The organism is Shewanella gelidii, from assembly GCF_014647855.1.
Classification (GTDB): Bacteria; Pseudomonadota; Gammaproteobacteria; order Enterobacterales; family Shewanellaceae; genus Shewanella; species Shewanella gelidii.
Genome location: NZ_BMPZ01000002.1, coordinates 419,869 through 442,511 on the forward strand (window position 1 = coordinate 419,869; position 22,643 = coordinate 442,511).

The window sequence follows — 22,643 nt, forward strand, 5'->3', positions numbered from 1 at the left end:
ATACAAGCGAATAAAACTCAGATTCAGTCGTTAGATTTATTAATAATAGAGGTTCTTAATGGAAAATCAGGTTTCTTCACCTGTTCCTGCAACTAGCTCAATCTTAATGGGCGAAGGCGCAAGCCGCAGAGCATTTAAGGACAAAGCAGCACGATGGGGAGTCACAGTCGGTGGTACCATGGTGTTTGTTGCTTTGTTGCTGATTTTTTTCTATTTACTGTATGTCGTTAAGCCAATTTTTGATAGTGCCCAAGTGACACCCGTGACGCAAATTGAACTTGCTCAAGGGAGTGAAAAGGCATTGTTGGTTGGTACAGATGAGCAAAACGAAATTATGTATCGTGTTGCGCCATCGGGTGAAACCAAGTTCTATCGTGTCAATACCCAGCAAGAAATTCTCCATTATCAACCTCAGCTTCCTGAGGGCGTTGAGGTGGTGAGCAGTGCGGCTTCTTCTCCTGCGGAGCAGGGTTTTGCATTGGGCTTAAGTAATGGCCAGGTATTGATGGTGAATGTAGAGTTCGGTGTGACGTATCCGAACAATGTGCGCACCATTACACCAAAAATTGGATTTCCTGCTGGCTCGCAACCTATGACAGTTGATGAGCAAGGTCATCGTCTCAATCGTCTCGCCTATGTATATGCTAGCGACTTTATGACATTTGCATACCAAGATGACGTAAATGTCTGGCATGTTAATCGCCTTGAAGGTGAAGAAAACATGATGACCGAAGAGGTCGAGTGGGTTGCAACGCAAGTGGTGATTGAAGATGCGCCGACTCAAGTGGAGAACTATTTTATTACCCCGGATCAGCGTCAATTGATGTTGCAAACGGGAAACAAAATCTTTGTCTATGATATTCGAGATATTGATGAAGTTAGCCTTCTTCAAGTTATTGATATGACTCATGGCAAAGCAAAAATTACTAACGTGAGTCTTTTGGCGGGTGCGAGCTCACTGCTTGTAAGTTATAGCGACGGTGAAGTGATACAGCTGTTTCAAGTTCGTAGTGATAAAGGCCGGCTTTATGAAGAAATTCGTAGTTTCGACGGTTTAGAAGGCGTCGCGAGTGCCACCACAGAGTTTTACCGAAAGAGCTTTGCCGTGGTCAGTGAGCAAGGTGAACTGACATTGCTTTATACGACCAGTGAACGCCAGGTGTTCCAAGAAAAATTTGATATCGCTCAGCCGAAAACCCTTGGTTTTAGCCCGCGTTCAAATGCATTAGTGGTTGAGGCGGGCAACCAGCTGCACCTATTTAGTGTGTCGAATACTCACCCTGAAGTGTCATGGAGTGCGTTATGGCACAAGGTTTGGTACGAAGGATATCCCGAGCCGAAATTTGTTTGGCAGTCGACTTCAGGCTCCGATGACTTTGAAGCGAAACTTAGCTTAATGCCATTGGCATTTGGCACCATGAAAGCTGCATTTTATGCCATGCTGTTCGCAACACCGCTTGCGATTGCTGGGGCAATCTATACCGCATACTTTATGTCTCCTTCGGTTCGTAGTTTTATTAAGCCAACCATTGAGATTATGGAAGCATTGCCAACCGTAATCCTAGGTTTCTTAGCTGGACTTTGGTTAGCGCCGTTAATTGAAGAACATTTGCCGGGCATTTTATTGATGATAACCCTGCTACCACTCTCTATTCTCGGTACTGCATTTATTTGGCATAACTTGCCAGCTTCGGTGAAGCAGCGTTTCCCTGATACTTATCAAGAGCTGATGTTGATCCCTGTGCTGTGTTTTGTTGGCTGGGCATCGTTTGCGATTAGCCCGACGATTGAAATTGCACTCTTTGGTGGCGATACACGTCAGTTTATTACCAATACGCTAGGTATTACCTTTGACCAGCGAAATGCTTTAGTGGTGGGGATCGCAATGGGCTTTGCTGTCATTCCGACCATTTTCACTATTGCTGAAGATGCAGTGTTCTCGGTGCCACGTCATTTATCGAATGGTAGTTTGGCGTTGGGTGCAACTCAGTGGCAAACCCTGACGCGTGTGGTATTGCTTACGGCAAGCCCAGGTATTTTCTCTGCCGTCATGATGGGCGTTGGGCGTGCGGTGGGTGAAACCATGATTGTGCTTATGGCCACAGGTAACACGGCAATTATGGAGTGGAGTGTGTTTGAAGGCATGAGAACGCTTGCTGCAAACATTGCGGTTGAAATGCCTGAGTCTGCAATTGGTAGCTCCCATTACCGAGTACTATTTCTCGCGGCATTTGTGCTCTTTATCTTTACTTTCTTGTTTAACACTATCGCAGAAGTTGTTCGTCAACGCCTGCGTGAACGCTACAGCTCACTGTGATAGGGGATTTTAAATGAAGCATTTAGTTATTTTTCCAGAGATCCAAAGGGGTGCTTACAATGGGTAAGTGGTTTAAATCAGGCTCTCCATGGATTTGGATGACTGGCGGCGCAGTGAGTCTCAGTTTGATTGCGGTATTGGGGCTATTGCTATTAATTGCTTGGCGTGGCTTGAGCTACTTCTGGCCAGCAACCGTTTATCAATGGGAGTTGCAAAACCAGCAAGGTGAGCGATCTATTCTCATCGGTGAGATTTATGATGTTGAAGAGGTACCAACTGAGCGCTTGGTATCCGCTGGCCACAAGTTTAACGAACACCCAGGGGACACGGTTAAACGTTACCTTGTGAAAACCGGTAACCGTGAATTTGTTGGGTTAGATTTTAGATGGATTCTTGCGACTGACATCATTTCTCGTGAAGAACCTTCTGATGTGGCCGTTTTAGAGCGGACTAAAAATGGTAACTTTTATGGTTATCCAATCGCCGTAGTTGAAGCGGGTAAACGCATAGATGGCGAAGGTGTGCAAGAGAAGTTAATGCAACTGATTGAGCGTTCATCAGACTTGACGGCACGAGCCTTAGATCTACAAAAAAGCGATATTGGTACTATCAACTACGAGTTGGAGAGATTACGCCTCAAAGAACGAGGCTATGAGCTTGATGGTGACTTAACCGCGACTCGTAAACAAGAAATTATCGACCAAACCAAGCAACTGAATGATGATTACCTTGTTCTAGAAAAAGAGCTATTTTCTTTGCGTGATCAAGCTGGGCGTGATGCAGTAATTGTCAAGGATATGCGTGGTCAAGATGTCACGCTAAAGCTCGATAGCATTATCGACGTCAGCTATACGAATCGTTTGTCTGCTATCGAAAAAGTAGGACACTGGTTTGTTGGCGTTGGTCGGTTCTTAAGTGATGATCCTCGCGAAGCGAATACCGAAGGCGGTGTATTCCCAGCGATTTTTGGTACCGTATTTATGGTAATGTTGATGGCTGTCATCGTTACTCCATTTGGTGTGGTCGCTGCTATTTATCTTCATGAATATGCGAAGAAAGGCCCTATTACTAAAATGATCCGCATTGCCGTGATTAACTTAGCGGGTGTACCGTCAATTGTTTATGGTGTATTTGGACTTGGGTTCTTTGTCTATATGGTTGGTGGCTCTCTTGACCAATTGTTTTACCCAGAAGCATTACCTGCACCGACATTTGGCTCTCCAGGTGTTATTTGGTCAGCACTGACCCTCGCAATTTTGACATTACCGGTTGTGATTGTTTCAACGGAAGAAGGCCTAAGCCGGATCCCAAGTGCTGTGCGCCAAGGAAGCTTAGCGCTTGGTGCAACTAAGGCTGAAACCCTGTGGCGCATTGTTATCCCGATGGCGAGTCCTGCAATTATGACCGGATTAATTTTAGCCGTTGCCCGTGCTGCGGGTGAGGTTGCGCCATTAATGTTGGTTGGCGTGGTTAAGCTTGCACCGACTCTACCGATTGATATGAACTTCCCGTTTGTGCATTTAGAGCGTAAGTTCATGCACTTAGGCTTCCATATTTATGATGTGGGCTTCCAAAGCCCGAACGTAGAAGCAGCGCGCCCATTGGTGTATGCGACTTCTTTCTTGCTGGTGTCTGTCATTGTGGCGTTAAACCTAACGGCCATTAGTGTGCGAAACCATTTACGCGAAAAATTTCGTTCGCTTGAGCATTAATTAACGATTATCCTGAATTAATTAGGACAGAACATGATTGCTATAGATTCATCAGTAATGAATACCCCAAAAATTGACTTAGAAAACTTAAGCCAAGAGCAAACCGCTCTTGAGATCCGTGACTTGAATTTAAGCTATGGCGACAAGCAAGCTTTGTTCAATGTTTCGATGAAGATCCCGAAGAAGCAAGTGACTGCTTTTATTGGACCAAGTGGTTGTGGTAAATCTACTTTATTACGCTGTATAAACCGTATGAATGACTTGGTTGAGACGTGCAATATTCAAGGTGAAATCCTGCTGCATGGTCAAAATATTTATGACAAAAAAGTAGATGTCGCTGCGCTACGCCGTAATGTCGGTATGGTATTCCAGCGCCCAAACCCATTCCCGAAGTCAATTTATGAGAATGTGGTTTATGGTTTACGTCTTCAAGGTGTCAATGACCGCCGCAAACTGGATGAGGCTGCGGAGCGGTCACTGCGCGGCGCTGCGATATGGGATGAAGTAAAAGATCGTTTGCATGACAACGCATTTGGTCTTTCAGGCGGTCAGCAACAACGTTTGGTGATTGCTCGCGCGATTGCGATTGAGCCCGAAGTTTTACTTTTGGATGAACCAACGTCAGCGCTTGACCCGATTTCAACGCTAACGATTGAAGAATTGATCTCTGATTTGAAGTCTAAATACACCGTCGTCATTGTGACGCACAATATGCAACAAGCGGCTCGTGTTTCTGATCAAACAGCGTTTATGTATATGGGTGAGCTTATCGAATATGCAGACACCAATACGATCTTTACCACGCCAACGAAACGTAAGACGGAAGATTACATTACTGGACGCTACGGTTAAGCGACTTCAATTTGAATGAGGAAAAGGTTCGATTTTTATGGAAAATATCAATCCAAATAAGCATATTTCAGGTCAGTTTAACGCAGAGCTAGAAGACATTCGCAACCGAGTATTGGCCATGGGTGGTTTGGTTGAACAGCAGCTCGAAAGTGCCTTGAATGCATTAATTGCTATGGATGCTGAACTTGCGCAGAAAGTGATAAGTGGTGACCATAAAGTGAATGGTATGGAAGTCTCGATTGATGAAGAGTGCACCCGTATTATTGCGAAGCGTCAGCCTGCAGCGAGCGATTTGCGCCTGATTATTGCGATTTCAAAAACCATCACCGATCTTGAAAGAATTGGCGATTCATGTACACGCATTGCCAAAGCAGCATTAGATAAAGATCTTAATGCTCAAAAACCGCTGTTGGTCAGCATTGAGAATATGGGACGACATGCCTCTCGTACACTCAACTCTACCCTAGATGCATTAGCACGTATGGATGCGGATGCCGCGTTAGAGCTACATAAGTCTGACGCTAAAATTGATAAAGAGTATGAGGGGATTATCCGTCAACTAATGACGTTTATGATGGAAGACCCGCGCTCAATTCCAGATATCCTCGATGTGCTTTGGGCTGCGCGTGCAGTCGAGCGTGTGGGTGATCGTTGTAAGAATATTTGTGAGTACATTATTTACTACGTCAAAGGTAAAGATGTGCGACATATTTCTTATGAAGATATGGAAAAAGAGTTCTAAGGCCAAATTTTTAATTAAAAAGCCGGCATGATTTCAAAAACGAATTTGAAACCATGCCGGCTTTTTTGTTGGGGCGGCGAGGCCCCATATGCTAAAGCTTGTTCAACTTAGAAGTAATAACCAAAGTTGATATTAAGGCGCTTGTTGGTATCACCGTCGCCGACCATGCTGCCGCCAATAAACGGCTGGTTCTCAGCGACAACGAAATCAACGTAGGTGTATAGTCCACCTGAGGTAATGGCAACACCGGTAACGTTCATAAAGGTGTCTTTTAGTGCACCGGGTTTGTCAGTTACGACCGTGTAATCATTGTAGAAGGTTAGGTTAGAAATCGGACCTAGCTCAACAGGAAGACTGTACGCCACGTTTGCCATATAGCTGGTTGCTTCTGCAGGAATTGAATCGTAGAACGCATACGCACCTACAACCATTTGCTCAACATCCATACCTTCCACGTCATATTCATAATCAGTGAGCTGTAGTTTCACATTCCAGCGATCGTAATTGACGACGCCGTGAATAGCTGCAGCGGTGTGATCGCCATCTGTGTTATCAGCAAATTCAAGTTGACCCATTTGACCCGAAGCACCGAGCTCCAGTGCCACATCATCAAACTTAAAGTTGTGTACGTAACGTAGGTTAAGGGTGTTTGTTTCACCCACTTCAATGCTTGGTGCATCATAAGTGCCTTCGCCGTCAGCGCGCACGCCAATAACGTCATACGAATAACGTTCAGTGCGGTCAGAAACATAACCGTCGATGCCGCCGAGCTCATCATTCTTGTAGAAAGCAAAATCAAAACGATTTATATCTGTTTTGTAGGTGTAGTTGAGACCGAAATCGTAGTCATCTTCTAAACCAGTATAGAAGTTTGAACTGAAGAAAAAGCTGTTTGATGCCCACGTTAAGATGCCAAATGGCACTTGAGTGATACCAATTTTACCTTGCTGCTTTTCGTCAAAGTCGTAACCAACCCAAGCGTGATGGACGATATCCATGTATTGGTGCCAGCGATACTGAGCAGAGAAAAGTAGGTCGCCGTGTGAACCATCCACATCAAGGCGGAAAACATCAAAGTCAAAATCGCCACCGCGGTCTTTGTTACTCTCACTGTAGTCTAGGTAGGCATATTGAAAGCGAGCTGCGCCACCTATGTTCAGTTTCGTTTTTGTCTCAGCAGCAGCTTCTTCATTTGCTTTGTCTGATTCAAGCTGGGCAATTCTTGCTTTTAGCGACTCAAGCTCTTGGTCAACCGTATTTGCGTTTGCATTAGACGCAAGCGCTAAGGCGACCAACGACATGGCTAGGGTAGTGCGCATTATGATTATCCTATTGTTTTTCAGATTGTTGTGTTTCTTCGGTCTCGTAGAAGTCCGAAAGGACTCCTGCAAGATGTGTTCGTGATAATTCACCTTGAAGGTCACCATCTGCATCAACAACAGGGATAGGGAAGTCTGCTTCTAAGGTCTCAGGGATGATACTTTCCAGTGACGCCCCCGGTAAGACGGGTTCAACGCCTTCGGTGTCAAATTCATCCATCGGCGCTTTTAAATCATCTTTTGCGGCTTCTTCTAACGCTTCTTGACAGACAACGCCTTGGAAACCATCTTCGTTGATATAGTATGCGTAGTTAGACGGAATACGCTTCATTTCTTTGAGTGCCTCGCCAATGGTATCTGCGGTGAGGCGGTGCGCTGGCGGGCGCATGACGGTTTCTACGGTTAAAGCGCGCGGACGATTCACGTCTTTTACAAATGCTTCAACATAGTCATCCGCTGGGTTAAGCAAGATATCAACGGGCTTACCGACTTGAACCAGATTGCCATCTTTAAGGATTGCAATGCGGTCGCCAATACGCAGGGCTTCATCAAGATCATGTGTAATAAAGATAATGGTTTTGTTGAGATCTTTCTGGAGCTCGATGAGCTGATCTTGCATTTCACTGCGGATTAACGGGTCAAGTGCCGAAAATGCTTCGTCCATTAACAAGATTTCCGCATCGGTGCACAATGCGCGTGCTAACCCGACACGTTGCTGTTGACCACCCGAAAGTTGTGCGGGGTATTGATCGTCATAACCTTTGAGGCCTACGGTCTCTAACCACTGATGTGCTTTGGCATTGCGCGTTGCTTTGTCAACGCCTTGAATAGATAAACCGTATGCAACGTTATCAATGACAGTGTGATGGGGTAATAGACCAAAGCTTTGGAATACCATGGACATTTTGTAACGACGAAACGTTTCTAGCTCTTTTGGTGAGAGCTTCATGACGTCCACATCTTCTACCAAAATTTTGCCTTCAGTTGGCTCTATAAGCCGATTGAAGTGGCGGATCAGGGTCGATTTCCCTGAGCCTGATAAGCCCATGATGACGAAGATTTCGCCGCGCTCAATATCTAAATTAATCGAGCGTAAACCTACGTTATGATTGGTTTTAGCAAAAACCTCATCTTTCGCTAACCCTTCTTTGACCATTGGCATCACTTTCGCTGGATGCTTACCAAAAACTTTGTAAAGGTCTCTCACTTGAATGACGGGTTTGTTTTGTTGATTAGTCATGGTGACCGCCCTGAACATGTTTTTGTGTGCGTTTGGCATAGGCCTGAGATGTACGGTCGAAAATAATTGCTAAAGCAACAATTGCTAATCCGTTAAATAAGCCGAGGGTGAAGTATTGATTGGTAATAGATTTTAGAACCGGTTGGCCCAAACCTTTCACACCGATCATCGAGGCGATTACCACCATGGCGAGTGCCATCATAATGGTTTGGTTTATACCGGCCATGATCGTGGGACCGGCTAAGGGCAATTGAACGCCAAGCAGTCGTTGCATCGGGGTAGCGCCGTATGCCGTTGCTGCTTCAAGTACTTCTTTATTGACGAGGCGTATGCCAAGGTTTGTAAGTCGTATCACCGGTGGAATGGCATAAATGATGACCGCGATAACACCAGGTACTTTACCGATGCCCAGTAACATTACGACAGGGATCAGGTATACGAATGCCGGCATGGTTTGCATTACATCTAATATTGGTGTGACGACGGATTGCACGCGATTAGATCGCGCCATCAGAATGCCGATAGGGACTCCCAGGGCTATAGCGAGCAAAGTACACACGGTAATAATGCTGAGGGTTCGCATCGTGTCTTGCCACATGCCAAAGTAACCGATGAGCAAAAATGCAACAACGACACCTACAGAGAGTTTTTTCGAGCGACTGGCCATATAAACAAAGCCAGTGATACATATGAGTACCGCCCACCAAGGCGACTGAACAAGCAACTTTTCGAACCAAATCAAAAAGTCGAGGAGTGGGTCAAAAAATGACTCAATTAAATCACCGTATTCACGGGAAAAGTCGCGGTAGAGTCCATCAAGGGTTTTGCGGATTTCCAAAAGCGTAGAGCGATCCATCTTCGGAAACTTGCTGAGCCAAGAAGAGTCAGCCATAGGTATTTAACCTCTAATCTAAAAAATTAACAAATGCATTTAACTCATGGGGACGAGTCAAAAAATGAAACTATAAACCTGATTTTGGTCTATATTTGGCGCATAAAAAAAGCGAGGCCCAATAGGACCTCGCTTTTAAAATCGATTATAAATCGTTAACAGCAGCCGTAACTTTTTTAGCAACATCAGCGGACACCCACTGTGACCAAAGCTCAGGGCTATTTAAAAGGAAATGCTCAGCGGCAATCATACCGTCAGCTTGGTTGTCTTCCATCCATGCGAGAAGTTCGTTCATTTGAGCATTGGTGAACGCGCGCTTGGTCAGGTACTCGACAATGATTGGGGAGCTCTCTGCAAACTCGGTCGTAACGACCGTATTCACGTCTGCTGAAGGATACATAGAGACTCTTGGGTTTTCGCACTCGGCTTGACCGATACAGTTTCTAAAGTGCTCAACATCTACACCAGTACCAAAATCAACCTTAACCATCTTGTACTTACCCAGTACAGCGGTGGGGGCCCAGTAATAACCAAACCAAGGTTTATTGCGTTCGTATGCGCGAGCAATGGCACCAGCAAGACCTGCACCTGAACCCGGATCAATCAGATCAAAGCCAGCACTTTCTAAATCAAGTGCACGATATAAGTTTTCTGCAGAAAGCTGACAACCCCACCCAGCAGGACAACCATAAAATGCTGACCTATCGTCATCTTCAGGGTGTTCAAATAACGCGGCATTTGCCATGACCCCTGCGATTGTTGCTAAGCTTGGGTCTTTATCGACCATGTATTGGGGTACCCAAAAACCTTCTTCACCGCCGTCTGCAAGTGATGGTGCCGTGACTGCGATTCGCTTAGCGGCGACGCCTTTTTCGATGAGTTCTTTTACACTATTGTTCCACATCTCTGGGGCAATATCTGGTTCGCCTTTTTCAATCATAGATGTGCTTGTTGGCATGGTGTCGCCAGGTACCAGTTCAGCTTCACAGCCATAACCGTGCTCTAGGATAAATCTATCGACATTTGCCATTAATGAAGCTGAGCTCCAGTTCATGTCGGCAATGGTGACTTTGCCACATTGTTCAGCAGCAAAAGCAGGCGGATTAAGTAGTGAGCCCATTAGGAATCCAGCGACCAATAAAGTCTTTTTCATAAGAGCCTCATACTCAAATTGAATTTTATTTTGTCGCAGACCATACAGATCAGACCATTGTAAGTCAAAAGTGATTGACTTTTGTTATGACTTTTGGCAGTCACCTTTATAAGGTAAGGTTATGTACTATAAGCTTTTTTTATATAGGCTAATTATTTTGTAGCTTTGACCTAAAAAGTGTTTAAAGCGCGCTTTTATAGGTGAGGTGCCATGCTATAATTATTTGATAAATTTCGAAAATGGCGAAGAAAAACGTGAGTCAAGAGCAGAGTAAATTAGATAAAGTGCTAGCCGAAGCACGTGAATATAAGCAAAATCGAGAAAAGGGATATCGCGAGCAAGCATTAAAGCTTTATCCGTGGATTTGTGGTCGCTGTACGCGAGAGTTTACGCATAAAAATTTAAGTGAACTCACGGTGCATCACGTGGATCATAACCATGATAATAACCCTTCAGACGGCTCAAATTGGGAACTATTGTGTTTGTATTGTCATGACAATGAGCATTCTAAATATGAAGAGCTGATTCAATACGGTTCGACTCAAGAGAATCAAGTTGAAGCCGCGACACACAACCCATTTGCAGATCTGAAAGCGATGATGGGAAATAAAAAATAACCTTGCACGGCATTATTTTTTAGCTAGTTTTTAGATTTATTTGAATGGTTTGCAATTCTGGACTCAGAAGCAAGCCATTGCTCTCGATTGAGTGTCTTCTGGTTTACCATCCCTTCATATTTCTGTTTTCGTTCTGCAAGTGCGCTAATAATTGCCTGTTGGCGAGATTCGTCAGCTTGTCCCCACCCAACAATCTCATCGATATGCCGGTAGCAGCCCATACAATAGTTGTCATCATTTAAGCCACAGCGTGCAACACAAGGGGATAGCATTCAAAAATTCCTTTTTAGTTTTTACTTATTAAGCATCATGTATGGCATGTATTCAAGAGGCAAGCGCGAATCCTCCTGTATTATTTTGTTTTAGTGAAAGTGGTTTAATCACACAAATTCAATCCCATGCAATGGTGCACATATTGCCAACGAGGTGCTGGAAACCATATAAATTGGCTGCATGGCATCGGGTTGCGGCTAACGACACAATAAACCGTGGAGAAGTGTCCTAGCTGTATTCGTTGTGTTTCAAAATGCTGATAACGTTTGGGCATTTATTTCGTAACAAGTATAAGAGAAATAGGGTGTTTTTGTGAATGAAGGAACATTGCTAGGTGGCAAAGTCGTGTAGTATTCTTGTGTTCACATACTGCATTTTCCGCTTGTTGTTAGCGAAGTTGATTTGCTCTCACTGTATCGTGGATGCCTAGTTATTGACTGTAAAAGGAATGATCTGGGGTTTCTCCTAGATTGAAGTGCTACACACGAACTTAAAATGGAATTTTGCCCTTGAGCCTCCCCAATATTCTTTCCTACTACCGTGATTGCTATAAAGAAGATAGTGCCGATCTAAATTTGTGGAACCTGAATAAGCTGAAAGATGAAGATCGACTGGTGCTAGAAGGCCAAGATGACTTGGGCACCGGTTTCCTCCCTCGTCTGCCAATTCCAAGCAGTTTTGGCGAGCAGATGATGAAGCGTGTTGAGGTCTATCAACGCGAGCGAGTGCTGCTTTACGCGAGCTTTATCTTGGTAGGGAAGGTAGAAATAAAAGGAGAGATGAAGCAAGTCGTATCACCACTTTTATTTAACGAAGCAACAATCGATAAAGAAGACGATTATTATTACTTCTCAGTGAACAACCCTGCGCCAGAGATCAATGAATCGTTAATAGAATTGCTGATGCCAGAAGGGCATACCATGCCCGTCGTCGATAATATGACGCATATTCAATCGCCTTCCTTATGGACATCATGGCTTAAAGACTGCCCGTTAGCGCTTAATTCTCTTGAGCTACTAAAGTTTCCGAACTTGGTAGGCAATGATGAAATTAAGCGTGCCCTGAGGCGAAAAACAGCCACACTACTGCCTGCATCGATGTTAGTTTTTGTGGAGCGTTCGACCAGCAGCCGAGGCGTGCTACATGAATTAGAAGAGCTGATTGAGTCTCCGCAATTGTCATCACCAATCAATCACCTTTTTTCCCCGAAGGCCCCAGCTCAAGCCAGTAAACCATTGAAGTTCAATTACCTACCAGGTCTATTGTCGACGCCGCAAAAGAAAATTATATCTATTGCGGCCAATGCCAGTTTAGGTTGCGCTTCTGGGCCGCCGGGTACCGGAAAGAGCTATACTATCGCTGCGATTGCCGCAGAGCATATGGCAAGAGGGGAATCTGTGCTGATTGTCGCGAACAATGATGCGGCATTAGACGTCATTGCAGACAAGTTGGATGAGAATTTTGGCCTTAGTGATGTATCTATCAGAGCAGGGCAGAAAGAGTTTTTAAAGAAGCTAAAAAGCTATATTGCTGATCTATTATCAGGGTATTTCAACGAAGAATTAAACCAAGAACCGCTTGCACGTGAGTCGGAACTTAAAAAGCTCAATCGTTCACTTGATAAAGCAGAAGCTCGTTTTGTGAAGTTTTGCCATAAAGCAATTGTGAGAGGCCAACGCTTAAAAGGGCTAGAAGAGCGCGATATCCAATGGGTGAAGCGGCTCTACTTAGCCTTGGCGACCAGTGGCATTCGCAAACTCGTCATGCAGTGGTCGTCGCTAAATGACATCATTAATCAACATGAAAGTAGGGAGCAACTCGCAAGCGGTTATCTCAGCGCACTTAAAAATACCAATTTAAAAACCTTAGTGGAAACACAGCGCCAATCATTGCAAGCGTTTAATAAAGCGATAAGAAGTCGAACATCCAAGCGGCAATTTGAGTTGTTTGACAACATAGAGTATTCAGCATTGCTGTCGGCATTTCCCGTATGGCTGGTCAGCTTAAATACCTTGTACCGAGTGCTGCCGCTGAAAGCTGAAATGTTTGATTTGGTCATTATCGATGAAGCAACACAATGCAATATTAGTAGTTGCTTGCCCGCGCTCTATAGAGCTAAGAGAGCGATGGTGGTGGGCGATACAAAACAGCTACGACATTACTCCTTCTTAGCAAAAAGCAAAGAAGCGCAGATCATGTCGAAATATGAATTGTCACTCAGTACCGAGGGAATAACGAGTTATCGAGATAGCTCCATTCTCGACCTGACCTTAAGTGCTTTGAGTAGCCATGATCAACTCGCATTCTTGGATGAACACTTTCGGAGTAAACCCGAGTTAATCCACTTTAGTAATCAGTCGTTCTATCAGGGCAAACTCAAGGTGATGCAGCACAGGCCGTGTACCAGTAGTGGTCATCTGCACTTGAATCGGTTAGAAGGCGTACGTGATAGCTCGGGAATCAACCATATCGAAGCGGCTCAAGTCGTCGCCGCTATTCGAGAGCAAGTTAGCGAAGACTTGAGCGCTGGTATCTGTCACAGCATTGGAGTTATCTCACCTTTTAGGCATCAAGCGGAATACATTGCCAAAGAGATTGGGGCCAATTTCAGTGAAGCTGAAATTCTCAAGCATAAGCTGCGTTCGGCCACTCCTTTTGGGTTTCAGGGAGAAGAACGAGACATTATGCTTATCTCTTTCTCTGTTGATAATGAATCAAAACGTGCAGCGGTTTACCTGAACAAAGCCGATGTTTTCAACGTGACGATTACCAGAGCAAGACAGAAGCAAATCCTGTTTTTGTCAATTGATGAAACGCTGCTGCCAAAAAGCAATTTATTACGACGGTATTTAGGCACAATGAATGAGTTTGAAGCGACACACTCTACGGTGACTGAACTTGATGAGTTTCAAAATGAGGTTGTGAAAGAGCTTGCAATGCTAGAGGTCAAAACTTGGCCCGGGTATACCATTGCAGGAACCGAAGTTGATATTCTGTGTCGTTACCAGAACCGATATCTTGCGATTGACTTGATTGGTTTCCCTGGACCTTGGAAAGACTTCTTTGAACTCAACACCTATAAATTATTTAAGCGAGCTGGTGTAGAAGTCTTACCGGTGAGCTATGGCTTATGGGTTGTCGATAAAGAAGCCTGTATTCAGCAAATAGCGACAAAATTGAATGTAAGTTTGAACCAAAGTGTGCCTGTTGTGTAAGCGTGCTTGTTGAGCTAATGGACGGGAAATTGTTATGGATTTCGCTTGGTAGTCCCTCGGTGAGGCATGAATCAAAAGTCGAACCCTACTTTTGATAAATTGAAAATATGCTTGCGAGCGGTTAAGTTTAAAACAAGCTTGAGAGTGCTTGAGCTTAAAATGAATCACCTTAATTACGGCAGGTCAAGAGCCTTGCATCTTCATGCAAAGACCGAAGCCTTTTACGCAAGAGATGTAGAATCGATAAATATATTCAGTAAGGATTAGCTGATGCGAAGAACGGATACAACGCTTTTAGAACAAATGCGGATTAATGATGAGGAGATCAACACGCGTATGAAGCTGCTTGATCTTGATGAAGCATCACTAACGCTGATAGCCAATCAAAAGCATTTAATTGAAACAAATATTGATCTCATTGTTGAAGAATTTTACCAGCGTCAAACCAGCGTTGAAGAAATCTCTCTATTGATTGGTGATGCCGATACGCTGCAGCGGTTAACGAATGCTCAGCGTCGCTATGTATTGGATTTGTTTTCTGGGATCTATGACGGTGAATATGTGAACAACCGATTGCGGATTGGTCTCGTCCATAAGCGGATCGGTGTTGAACCTAAATTGTATTTGTCAGCGGTTAAAACCCTGAAAGGTTTGATAGTTAGCATTTTGCGGGACAATATTAAAGATCAAGATCTGCTCTATGACACAGTCACTGCATTGAACGGGCTCATCTTTTTTGATACGACCCTAGTTTTTGATACCTACATTGACAGCCTCGTCGGTGAAATCGAATCTGCCAAACGCAAGACAGAGGCGTACGCAAAAAGCCTAGAAGCCAAAGTGCAGGAGCGTACTAAACAGCTTGAGGCACAAGCGAAAATCGATCCTTTAACCGGAATTTCCAATCAACGGGCCATGCAAGAAGGGTTGCGGCGAGAAATGTCTTCGGCCAAACGCCGTGGGACGGAGCTATCGCTGGTATATTTTGACGTGGACAAATTTAAATTGGTGAACGATCAGCAAGGGCATATCAAAGGAGATGAAATGCTCAAGCATATTGGTCAAGCGATGAAAGAGAGTGTGCGTGAAGTGGACATTTGTTGTCGTTACGGTGGCGATGAGTTTTGCTTGATATTACCTGAGTGCAAATTGATTGATGCAGCACGGATTTGCCAATACATCATCGATAGATATGAAAAACGTTATCCGGATTCTTCTCTTAGTATGGGGATTGCGAGCCTGAAACCAGATGACCAATTTGATGATGAGCAGCTCATCCGCTTGGCCGACGAGCAGATGTACCTCGCGAAAGCCTGCGAAGGTTCAAAAATTTGTTATTGATCAGTATGGACAATTTCTCTTGAGTGATGGCAATGTTTATTGCCATAGTTTATGAGCATAAACTATGGAATTTGAGCTTTGAGCTTTGAGCTTTGAGCTTTGAGAAAATAAAGGCGTTTTTCCAATCCCATTATTGGGATTGAACCGTATATAGACAAAAGCTATTTATATCGGTAACTGCAACAGAGATTCTTGAGTGTGTAGACAGGCGTCATGGGCATTGCTGTGATATGATCTTCACACTTGTTTATCGCTGAGTTCTACTGCTTTTGGAATCTGAATTTTCCCGTCTGTTTCACCAACTGGATACCCTATTACTGCAAAGTCGTTGTTTGTGGCAAGTCGCTCCCTTTGAAGCGAAGGGCTTACCATGGGAGGGTGATTTTCCCGCATTAAGTCAGGTGGTTTGGGCGATCGAAGATGCCCAGATTGATGATATCGATCGCGATGCCGAACAGTTAATAAAGAAGTTACTGCCTGCACTCAAACAAGATGTCTCCCAACAGGTACAAACCCAAAGGAGTGCTAGTGGAACTCGCGCTGACAAGTTAGATTGGCGTTGGCATTTGTTTCAGGGAACGTGGGATCAAGTGGCTGGGGGAAGCAGCATCCATTGCGACCAGTCTATAGCGCACCCTGATGTATCTCATTCAACGGCAAGTCATTTTACTTCCCAGCAGTTGAGTCGCCTCAGCGCAGGAATTAAAGGGCGTAAATGGCAACAAATTTGCGCGTTTAGTGATGCCATCAGTCAATTCAGTGATGGCTATCTAAACCGTCAATACTCGCAGCAGAACGATGATATTCAAGGCGAGAATGTATCTAGCCTTTGTCAGAATAAGCTTCTTCAAAACAAATTTCCTCAAAACAAGTCTCTTCACAATCAGTCCAGTGATTCGCGGCCGGTTCTCGAATGGTGTGCGGGGAAAGGGCATTTAGGGCGTTTATTGGCGAGTCGTTTTCAGGTGCCAGTGGTTAGCTTGGAGTGGCAAGCGCAATTATGTGATGCCGGGGAGCAATTGGCATTGCAAAAACAATTACCGCAAACTTTTATCTGTGCTGATGCATTTCAACTGCACCCAAGCCCATTTAAATGTCGGCAGCATGCAGTTGCTTTGCATGCTTGTGGTGATTTACATGTGACATTGCTAAAGCAAGCGAGCCAAGCGCAGACCCAAGCGGTTAGCCTTTCGCCTTGCTGTTATCATTTGATCCAACATAAAACCTATCAACCAATATCAGAAGTGGCTCAAGCGAGCGCAATGCGGCTTAGTCGCCGTGATTTACAATTGCCATTACAACAAAGCGTGATCGCTAACCCCAAGCAACAGGCTCTTCGATTACAAGAAGTGGCTTGGCGGCTTGCTTTTGATAGTTTGCAGCGGCAAACGCGAGGCGTGGATGAATATTTACCCATCCCCACAGTCAAGCAAAGCCAGTTAAGTGGTAACTTTGTTGAGTTTTGCCATTGGGCTGCTGCTCAGAAAAATCTGGAGCTGAACCCCGCGATAGATTTTGATGCATTTCTGTTATTGGGTATTCAGCGGCAGCGCTTAACGCGCCGGATTGATCTGGTGGCCCACTTGTTCCGGCCAATTATAGAGCTGTGGTTGCTACTTGATCGATGCTGTTTTCTGGAAGAGCAGGGCTATTGCGTTTCGTTACAAGCGTTTTGTGACGTTCAGTTAACCCCTAGAAATGCTTTAATTCATGCAACATGGCACAAGAGTGAGCAAAGCTTTGCTGTAAATGATGGATAACATGATGTTTCTTCAGTTTTATTCTTTGATTTTCTGATTAAATCTAGATGCTGTAGAATGTGCTGCAAATGAAAATAGTGCTGACAAGGCTTTTGAACGAGCTACTAATTTGGGTTTTTTATTGAATCATTCGCCTTTTCTTGTTCAAATGTCGCACCAGTTAAGAATAACAATTAAGTACCGGGTGAATATGACCGGGTATTGTGAGTAAATAAAACAGTTTCATGAAATATTCCCGCGTGTTTATTAATAGCCTGGCATACGAACTGGCCCCTGAAGTAGTTTCCAGTTCAGATTTGGAAACTCGTTTGACCCCGCTTTATCAAAAGTTTCGCATTCCAATGGGGCAATTGGCTGCTTTGACCGGTATTACCGAGCGTCGCTGGTGGCCGAAAGGTCATCGGTTGTCCGATGGTGCAATTGCTGCTGCGCAGAAGTCTGTCCGAGAAACTGGCATTGATGTCGCAGACATTGGCGCATTGGTATATACCGGTGTGTGCCGTGATCAGCACGAACCAGCGACGGCTTGTCGTATTGCCGCCGAGCTTGGGGTGTCTCAAGACACTGCGATTTATGACATCAGTAACGCCTGCTTAGGTGTTTTATCTGGGATCTTAGATATCGCAAATCGTATTGAGCTTGGGCAAATAAAAGCTGGCATGGTTGTATCTTGTGAATCAGCGCGGGATATTGTTGATGTGACCATTGATAATATGTTGCAAGAGCCAACGATGCCTAATTTTGCACAATCACTGGCGACTTTGACCGGTGGATCAGGTGCGGTGGCCGTTATTTTGACCGATGGCAGCTTACCCCTTGTGAATGATCGTCAGCACCAGTTGCTGGGAGCAAGCCATTTATCGGCACCCGAGCATCACAACTTGTGTCAGTGGGGATTACAGGAAGCTGGCCAGAAACTTTACCGTGAATTTATGCGTACCGATGCTGTCTCTTTGTTGAAAGAAGGCGTTGGGTTAGCGAAATCAACATGGGATCACTTCTTGGTTCAACGGGACTGGGTCGTCGAGCAAGTGGATAAAGTGATTTGCCACCAAGTGGGAGCTTCTAACCGTAAGCAAGTGTTAAGTGCATTAAATATTCCGGTAGAGAAAGAGTTTCCAACCTACCAACGTCTAGGCAATATGGGCACGGTTTCCTTACCCGTGACCGCCGCAATGGCGCATGACCAAGGCTTTTTGAAGCGTGGCGATCAAGTCAGTTTCCTCGGTATTGGTAGCGGACTAAACTGCATGATGCTTGGTATTAAGTGGTAAAGCTGCGGCTTGATTGAACAGATTAATTCGACCTTATTAGTTAAAGAATAAACGTAACCCCAGAATTTCACTCACGCCAATTGCAAGAGTAAGTCTGGGGTTAATTATAATAGGAAACGTCATGTTGGACGCTCTGCTTCCCTTTAAGCGAAACTTTCTCGACCGCAATGGTCATAAGCTGCATTACATCAACGAGGGGCAAGGTGAACCCGTCGTGATGGTACACGGTAACCCTAGCTGGTCGTTTTACTATCGTAATCTCGTGACTGCTTTAGCCGATACACATCAATGCGTTGTGCCTGATCATATTGGTACAGGCTTATCTGATAAGCCCGATGACCAAGGTTATGATTATACCTTAAGCTGCCGTATCGATGATTTAGAGGCGCTGCTTGAGAGTTTAAATATTCGAGAGAATATCACCCTGGTTGTACATGATTGGGGGGGGATGATTGGCATGGGTTACGCAGCGCGACATCCAGATAGAATTAAACAGCTGGTATTTCTCAATACGGCAGCATTTCATTTGCCTTCAAGCAAGCCGTTTCCTCTTGGATTGCGCATTTGTCGTGATACCTTATTGGGAACGCTTCTGGTGCGAGGGCTGAATGCATTTTCATCTGCTGCATCCTATGTGGGAGTCAAGCGTAAACCTATGGCTGCCGATATTCGTAAAGCTTATGTGGCTCCCTTTAACTCGTGGGCGAATCGAATTTCTACTTTGCGGTTTGTGCAAGATATTCCATTAAAGCCCGGAGATCGTAACTACCAACTCGTTACCGACATTGAGAATAGCTTGTCACAGTTTGCAGAGGCACAAGTGCCGACTTTAATTTGTTGGGGTTTGCAAGATTTTGTCTTTGATAAGCACTTCCTTGATGTCTGGAAGCAAAAAATGCCCCATGCGCAAATTCATGAGTTTGCTGATTGTGGTCATTATATTCTAGAAGATGCGGCGGAAGAGGTGATTGGTCATATTCAAGACTTTCTGTCTAACCATGAAGCCAAAGAGGTCCCTGGGGAGGCAGATTAATGCCCCGAAAACAAACCCATGCTCCCCAAATCAACACATCGTCGATGACCGATAGCGGCAAAGCCAATCTTTGCCGTCATCTACGTCATGCTGCAAAGCACTTTCCCGAGCAACTGGCTGTCGCTGTGCAATCTCATCCCCGTCGGTTTGGCCGCAAGGCGACCACGGCTCAATATGCTGAACTCAACTTTGGTGAGCTTCATCGCCGCAGTGATCAGCTCGCTTTTGCCCTGAATCAGCAGGGCTTAAAAGCTGGGATGAAAGCTGTGCTAATGGTAACGCCTAGCCTTGAATTTTTTGAATTGACGTTTGCCCTATTTAAAGCGGGTATTGTTCCCATCTTGGTCGACCCAGGAATGGGAGTGAAAAACCTACAGCAGTGTTTTATTGAGTCTGCACCGGATGCATTTATTGGGATCCCCAAAGCTCATCTCGCTCGAAAATTATTTGCTTGGGGCAAAGCAAGTATTCGACACCGAGTGATGGTTGGTGACCATTCTCCAGCTGAACGTCTATTGGCAGCGGTGATGGCTTGTGATACCAGTTATCGTGAAATGATGCGCCAGCCAAATTTAGCTGAGTACCCTATGGTGACGAAGCAAGATGCGGACATGGCGGCAATATTGTTTACCAGCGGGAGCACGGGAACGCCAAAAGGCGTGGTATACAGCCATCAAATGTTTGAAGCGCAAATTGATGCGTTAGCGCGAGATTACCAAATTAAGCCTGGTGAGCGAGATTTGGCGACATTTCCTCTATTTTCTTTGTTTGGTCCTGCGCTAGGGATGGCATCGATAGTGCCCGATATGGATGCCAGTAAGCCGATCACCGCAAACCCTGACTATCTATTTGCTGCCATTGAAGCATACCAATGCAGCAATATGTTTGTGAATCCAGCCTTGATTGAGCGGTTAGGCCAAGCAGGTGTGCGTTTGGATGCGACACCGCCAAGGCAGCTTTCCAGTATCCAGCGAGTGATTTCCGCGGGGGCACCAGCCACAATTGCATCCATTGAGCGTTTTAGCAAAATGCTCAACCCTGGGGTAGAAGTCTTAAATTCCTATGGTGCCACTGAATCTTTGCCCTTGAGTAAAATCGGCAGTAAGGCGTTATTTGAAACCACGGCTAAGACAGATAATGGTGGCGGAATTTGTGTCGGCTCGCCGATATCTGGCGTTGAAATTGACATCATTGCCATTGATGAATCTGATATTGTGCAATGGCAAGATGCGCAGCGGCTCCCTCCAAATCAAATCGGAGAAATTGTGGTCAAAGGTCCCATGGTGAGTCAAAGCTACTATTGTCGGGAGAGTGCGACTCTGGCTGCTAAAATTCAAGATGGTGACTCTATTCGTCATCGTATGGGAGATCTAGGCTATTTAGACGATAAAGGCTTGCTATGGATGTGCGGTCGTAAGGCCCACCGAGTTGATGTTGCCATTTATTCTCATGCGGATTTTGATGGCGAACAATGTGACGGTGCCAGTGGCAATTCAGCGGGTATAAAACGCTATTTTTCCATTCCTTGTGAGCGCATTATCAATACACACCCCAAAGTAAAGCGTTCAGCATTGGTCGCTATAAAAATTGCCGAGGTGACGACTCCGCTGATCTGTATCGAATTGAGTCAAGAGGTGAGCTGTGATGAAACCGGCAAGCTTTACAATGAATTATGTCATTTGGCTTCAAAGCACCCTCAAACCAATGGCATTGACCGCTTTTTAATCCATCCTGATTTCCCAGTAGATATTCGCCACAATGCGAAAATATTCCGTGAAAAATTAGCGGTTTGGGCACAAAAATACGCAAAGGAATAACCAATGGTTGCGACGGAACTTCCCTTACATCCGCTTGAAGTCGAAGTATTAAAAGCTTTAAAACCCAAGGTAAAGCGCGTATTTGTGACTGGGGCGGGAGGGTTTTTAGGGAAATCTATTTGCTTACGTCTATTGTCTCAAGGCATCAAAGTGACGGGCTTTGCACGATCTAGCTACCCAGAAATGACAGCTCTTGGAGTGGATATGCGCCAAGGCGATATCGCCAATGCAGCCGAATTAGAACGAGCCATGCAAGGATGTGATTTAGTTTTTCATGTGGCTTCTAAAGCCGGAGTTTGGGGGAGCAAAGCGAGTTATTTCTCACCTAATGTGGCGGGTGCAACGCATATTGTTCAAGCATGCCAAGCGCTTAATATTCATTATTTGGTGTACACCAGTACGCCGAGTGTAACCTTTGATGGCCAAGATGAGTCTGGGATCGATGAGTCTACGCCTTATGCAGAACATTTTTTAAATCATTATGGTGAGTCGAAAGCGATTGCTGAGCAGCTGATGCTTAATGCCAATTCAGCGAGGCTAAAGACAGTTGCATTGCGTCCGCACCTGATTTGGGGCCCGGAAGACCCACACCTCGTGCCGCGTGTTATCGAGAGAGCAAAAGCTGGTCGGTTAAAGTTAGTGGGACAGCAAGACAAGTTAGTTGATACTATTTTTGTCGATAACGCAGCATATGCTCATCTACTTGCGGCTTTAGAGTTAATGTCACCAGATTCTAAATGTGCAGGTAAAGCTTACTACCTGAGTAACGACGAACCCATTACGATGGCAAAAATGCTTAATCGAATTCTTGCCGCAGCGGCTTTGCCACCGGTATCAAAGCGTGTACCGGCACGGTTGGCGTATGCCGTGGGTTCAGTATTAGAAATCCTCTATCGTGCTTTAGGGAAGCAACAGGAGCCGATGATGACGCGTTTTGTCGCGCGGCAGCTATCAACGAGTCACTATTTTGATATTAGTGCGGCAAAGAATGATCTGAATTACTCACCTTTAATCTCGATGGATGAGGGGATGAAGCGATTACAGGATTGGCTTCAAGGAGAAGCGCTAAGATCATAATGTATGAAT

The 22,643-nt window shown here is 44.9% G+C and carries 17 protein-coding genes; 12 read left to right on the forward strand and 5 right to left on the reverse strand.

The window, feature by feature from the left end; all coding sequences use genetic code 11:
• Positions 1-58: 58 nt before the first annotated feature.
• Genes IEY18_RS05375 through phoU form a run of 4 tightly spaced genes read left to right on the forward strand, consistent with a single transcriptional unit; the run spans position 59 to position 5,623 of the window.
• Positions 59-2,317 (forward strand): ABC transporter permease subunit, encoded by a 2,259-nt coding sequence (locus tag IEY18_RS05375; RefSeq protein ID WP_188918588.1) that lies wholly within the window; start codon positions 59-61, stop codon positions 2,315-2,317.
• Positions 2,318-2,376: 59 nt separating this feature from the next.
• Positions 2,377-4,029: a phosphate ABC transporter permease PstA gene (gene pstA / locus IEY18_RS05380; RefSeq protein WP_188918590.1), complete on the forward strand. Its 1,653-nt coding sequence runs from the start codon at positions 2,377-2,379 to the stop codon at positions 4,027-4,029.
• Between the two features lie 33 nt (positions 4,030-4,062).
• On the forward strand, positions 4,063-4,881 hold the full coding sequence (pstB, locus tag IEY18_RS05385; protein ID WP_188918592.1) for a phosphate ABC transporter ATP-binding protein PstB: 819 nt from the start codon (positions 4,063-4,065) through the stop codon (positions 4,879-4,881).
• Between the two features lie 37 nt (positions 4,882-4,918).
• Complete coding sequence (gene phoU / locus IEY18_RS05390; protein ID WP_188918594.1) at positions 4,919-5,623, forward strand: phosphate signaling complex protein PhoU; 705 nt, start codon at positions 4,919-4,921, stop codon at positions 5,621-5,623.
• 107 nt (positions 5,624-5,730) lie between these two features.
• On the opposite strand, the gene IEY18_RS05395 is transcribed toward phoU, so the two are convergent.
• The 4 genes from IEY18_RS05395 to IEY18_RS05410 all read right to left on the reverse strand — a co-directional run bounded on the left by IEY18_RS05395 (position 5,731) and on the right by IEY18_RS05410 (position 10,227).
• Entirely contained in the window at positions 5,731-6,945 is a 1,215-nt protein-coding gene (locus tag IEY18_RS05395; protein ID WP_188919174.1) for a carbohydrate porin, read from the reverse strand.
• Positions 6,946-6,952: 7 nt separating this feature from the next.
• Positions 6,953-8,182, reverse strand: a complete 1,230-nt coding sequence (locus tag IEY18_RS05400; protein ID WP_188918596.1) for a quaternary amine ABC transporter ATP-binding protein — start codon at positions 8,180-8,182, stop codon at positions 6,953-6,955.
• Positions 8,175-9,074, reverse strand: a complete 900-nt coding sequence (locus tag IEY18_RS05405) for an ABC transporter permease (protein ID WP_188918598.1) — start codon at positions 9,072-9,074, stop codon at positions 8,175-8,177. Before IEY18_RS05405 ends, IEY18_RS05400 begins: the two co-directional genes overlap by 8 nt.
• 145 nt (positions 9,075-9,219) lie before the next feature.
• Positions 9,220-10,227, reverse strand: coding sequence for an ABC transporter substrate-binding protein (locus tag IEY18_RS05410; RefSeq protein ID WP_188918600.1), 1,008 nt, complete (start codon positions 10,225-10,227; stop codon positions 9,220-9,222).
• A 239-nt stretch (positions 10,228-10,466) separates the two neighbouring features.
• On the opposite strand from IEY18_RS05410, the gene IEY18_RS05415 reads away from it, so the two are divergent.
• A complete protein-coding gene (locus IEY18_RS05415) occupies positions 10,467-10,844 on the forward strand; it encodes a YajD family HNH nuclease (protein ID WP_188918602.1) in 378 nt (125 codons plus the stop codon).
• A 23-nt stretch (positions 10,845-10,867) separates the two neighbouring features.
• Here IEY18_RS05415 and IEY18_RS05420 read toward each other — a convergent pair whose 3' ends face one another.
• Entirely contained in the window at positions 10,868-11,116 is a 249-nt protein-coding gene (locus IEY18_RS05420) for a DUF1289 domain-containing protein (RefSeq protein WP_188918604.1), read from the reverse strand.
• Between the two features lie 510 nt (positions 11,117-11,626).
• Between IEY18_RS05420 and IEY18_RS05425 the strand changes: the two genes are divergently transcribed.
• The 7 genes from IEY18_RS05425 (at position 11,627) to oleD (ending at position 22,634) form a co-directional block, all read left to right on the forward strand.
• Positions 11,627-14,332, forward strand: a complete 2,706-nt coding sequence (locus IEY18_RS05425; RefSeq protein WP_229779744.1) for a DEAD/DEAH box helicase — start codon at positions 11,627-11,629, stop codon at positions 14,330-14,332.
• A gap of 270 nt (positions 14,333-14,602) precedes the next feature.
• Positions 14,603-15,673: a GGDEF domain-containing protein gene (locus tag IEY18_RS05430; RefSeq protein ID WP_188918608.1), complete on the forward strand. Its 1,071-nt coding sequence runs from the start codon at positions 14,603-14,605 to the stop codon at positions 15,671-15,673.
• 269 nt (positions 15,674-15,942) lie between these two features.
• Positions 15,943-17,433 (forward strand): methyltransferase, encoded by a 1,491-nt coding sequence (locus tag IEY18_RS05435; RefSeq protein WP_229779745.1) that lies wholly within the window; start codon positions 15,943-15,945, stop codon positions 17,431-17,433.
• A 224-nt stretch (positions 17,434-17,657) separates the two neighbouring features.
• Entirely contained in the window at positions 17,658-18,707 is a 1,050-nt protein-coding gene (locus IEY18_RS05440) for a 3-oxoacyl-ACP synthase III (RefSeq protein ID WP_188918610.1), read from the forward strand.
• 121 nt (positions 18,708-18,828) lie between these two features.
• A complete protein-coding gene (locus IEY18_RS05445; RefSeq protein ID WP_188918612.1) occupies positions 18,829-19,740 on the forward strand; it encodes an alpha/beta fold hydrolase in 912 nt (303 codons plus the stop codon).
• A 44-nt stretch (positions 19,741-19,784) separates the two neighbouring features.
• Positions 19,785-21,557 carry an olefin beta-lactone synthetase gene (oleC, locus tag IEY18_RS05450; protein WP_229779765.1) on the forward strand — a complete coding sequence of 591 codons (1,773 nt, stop codon included), beginning with the start codon at positions 19,785-19,787 and terminating at the stop codon, positions 21,555-21,557.
• Between the two features lie 3 nt (positions 21,558-21,560).
• Positions 21,561-22,634, forward strand: coding sequence for a 2-alkyl-3-oxoalkanoate reductase (gene oleD, locus IEY18_RS05455; protein ID WP_188918616.1), 1,074 nt, complete (start codon positions 21,561-21,563; stop codon positions 22,632-22,634).
• The last annotated feature ends 9 nt before the right edge of the window (positions 22,635-22,643 follow it).